The organism is Arthrobacter crystallopoietes BAB-32 (genome assembly GCF_000328305.2).
GTDB lineage: Bacteria > Actinomycetota > Actinomycetes > Actinomycetales > Micrococcaceae > Crystallibacter > Crystallibacter crystallopoietes_A.
Genome location: NZ_ANPE02000258.1, coordinates 1 through 2,211 on the forward strand (window position 1 = coordinate 1; position 2,211 = coordinate 2,211).

Consider the following 2,211-nt stretch of genomic DNA (forward strand, 5'->3'; position numbering starts at 1 on the left):
GTGCCGGCGACCTCGCGGACGAACGCGCCGAGCGCCCGGCCCAGCTCAACCGGCCGGCCCAGCGAGTCACCCTTCCAGAACGGCAGCTTGCCCGGCTGGCCGAACGCGGGGGAGACCAGCACCCGGTCGTGCGTGATGTCCTCGATCTTCCAGCTGGTGGCCCCGAGGGCGAACACATCGCCGACGCGGGATTCGTAGACCATCTCCTCGTCCAGCTCGCCCACCCGGCGGCCGCCCTTGCCTGCGCCGTCCTCGGAGCCCACAAGGTAGACGCCGAACAGGCCGCGGTCCGGAATGGTCCCGCCGGAGGTCACGGCGAGGCGCTGGGCCCCGGGCCGGCCGGTGATCGTGCCGGCGACGCGGTCCCACACAATCCGGGGGCGCAGTTCGGCGAACTCGTCGCTCGGGTAGCGTCCGGCCAGCAGGTCCAAAGTGGCGTCGAAGGCGGACCGGGGGAGCGTGGCGAAGGGCGCGGAACGGCGTACGACGTCGAACCATTCCTCCACGTCGATACTTCCGAGCGCGGTGGCCGCCACGGTCTGCTGCGCGAGGATGTCCAGCGGATTGGCCGGGATGAAGAGGGGTTCGATCCGGCCGGCGAGCATCCGCTCCACCGTGACGGTGGTGTTGACCAGGTCCTGGCGGTGTTTCGGGAAGAGCACCCCTTGGGAGGTCTCGCCGACCTGGTGCCCGGCGCGGCCCACCCGCTGCAGCCCGCTGGCCACCGACTGCGGGGACTCCACCTGGACCACCAGGTCCACGGCGCCCATGTCGATGCCGAGTTCCAGGCTGGAGGTGGCGACGACGCAGCGCAGCCGGCCGGTTTTCAGGTCATCCTCGATCTGGGCGCGCTGGTCCTTGCTGACCGAACCGTGGTGCGCCCTCGCCAGCACTGCGTCGGCGCCCGACATGCTCCCGGCCTGCGCCATGATCTGCGCCGGCGGCTTCGGGGCGGCCCCGGCCGGCTCATCCCAGACCGAGGGAGACTGCCGCTCGGTCCAGATTTCGTTGAAGCGGGCGGTCAGCCGCTCGGCCAGCCGGCGTGAGTTGGCGAAGACGATGGTGGCGCGGTTGGCCGCGATGAGGTCCACGATCTTCTCTTCGACATGCGGCCAGATCGACGCCGGCTGCGCGCCGGGACCGAGCTCCTCCTGGCTGGGTGCGGCCAGCGCCGTCATGTCCTCCACCGGCACCGAGACGGTCAGGTCCCACGACTTCTTCGCCGGCGGAGCCACGATATCCACCGGGGCGTTGCCGCCGAGGAAGCGCGCGACGGTCTCCAGCGGCTCGACCGTCGCGGACAGGCCGATCCGCTGCACGCGGCCGGGCAGCAGGGCATCGAGCCGCTCGAGCGACACCGCGAGGTGGGCCCCGCGCTTGGTTCCGGCGACGGCGTGGACTTCGTCGACGATCACGGTGTCCACCGCTGACAAAGTCTCCCGCGCCTTGGAGGTCAGCATCAGGAACAGGGACTCCGGCGTCGTAATCAGGATGTCCGGCGGATGCGTCAGCAGCCGGCGGCGCTCATTGGCCGGTGTGTCGCCGGACCGCACGCCGACGGTGATGTCCGGGGCGGCCAGGCCCAGGCGCTTGGCGGTCTGCGTGATGCCGATCAGCGGAGCCCGCAGGTTCCGCTCCACGTCCACGCCGAGGGCCTTGAGCGGCGAAATGTAGAGGACACGCGTGCCGCAGGACGCCTTCTTCCGGACGGGCTTCAGGTCTTCGATGGGCAGTTCGGCGGGAGCATCGGCCGAAGCGATGAACTTGTCCAGCGCCCAGAGGAAGGCCGCCAGCGTCTTGCCCGAACCGGTCGGCGCGACCACCAGGGCATGAGAGCCCGCCGAGATGGCGTTCCAGGCTCCGGCCTGCGCTTCGGTGGGCGCGCGGAATGCGCCGGCGAACCATTGGCGGGTCGCCGGCGTGAAGCGGTCGAGGACCGTGGCCGCGGCTGGTGGCTGTCCCATCGTGCCCAGCCTACGCCCGGGCGCTGACAGTTTGCCGGTCAGGCAGGCTGGAAGGCCCCGACGGTCATCAGGACGATTTCATCGTTGGCGCAGCCGATGGCATCCTGCGGGGCGGTGAGCCAGGCGGTGTCGTTGGGCGGATAGACCCGCAGCCCCACGGCCTCGGTCTGGTCGCATTCCGGGCCGTAGTTGCCGGCGTTGGTCTGCTGCAGCTGCGCCGCGGCGGAGGCTCCCGGCGCCAGCGTGA

The 2,211-nt window shown here is 71.0% G+C and carries 2 protein-coding genes; both read right to left on the minus strand.

Translation table 11 applies throughout. The features are described 5' to 3' along the window. The coding region (locus tag D477_RS18950) for a DEAD/DEAH box helicase (RefSeq protein ID WP_005273783.1) at positions 1–1,964 on the minus strand (1,964 nt) is incomplete at its 3' end. Between the two features lie 38 nt (positions 1,965–2,002). After that, the coding region (locus D477_RS18955) for a DUF4232 domain-containing protein (protein ID WP_005273785.1) at positions 2,003–2,211 on the minus strand (209 nt) is incomplete at its 5' end.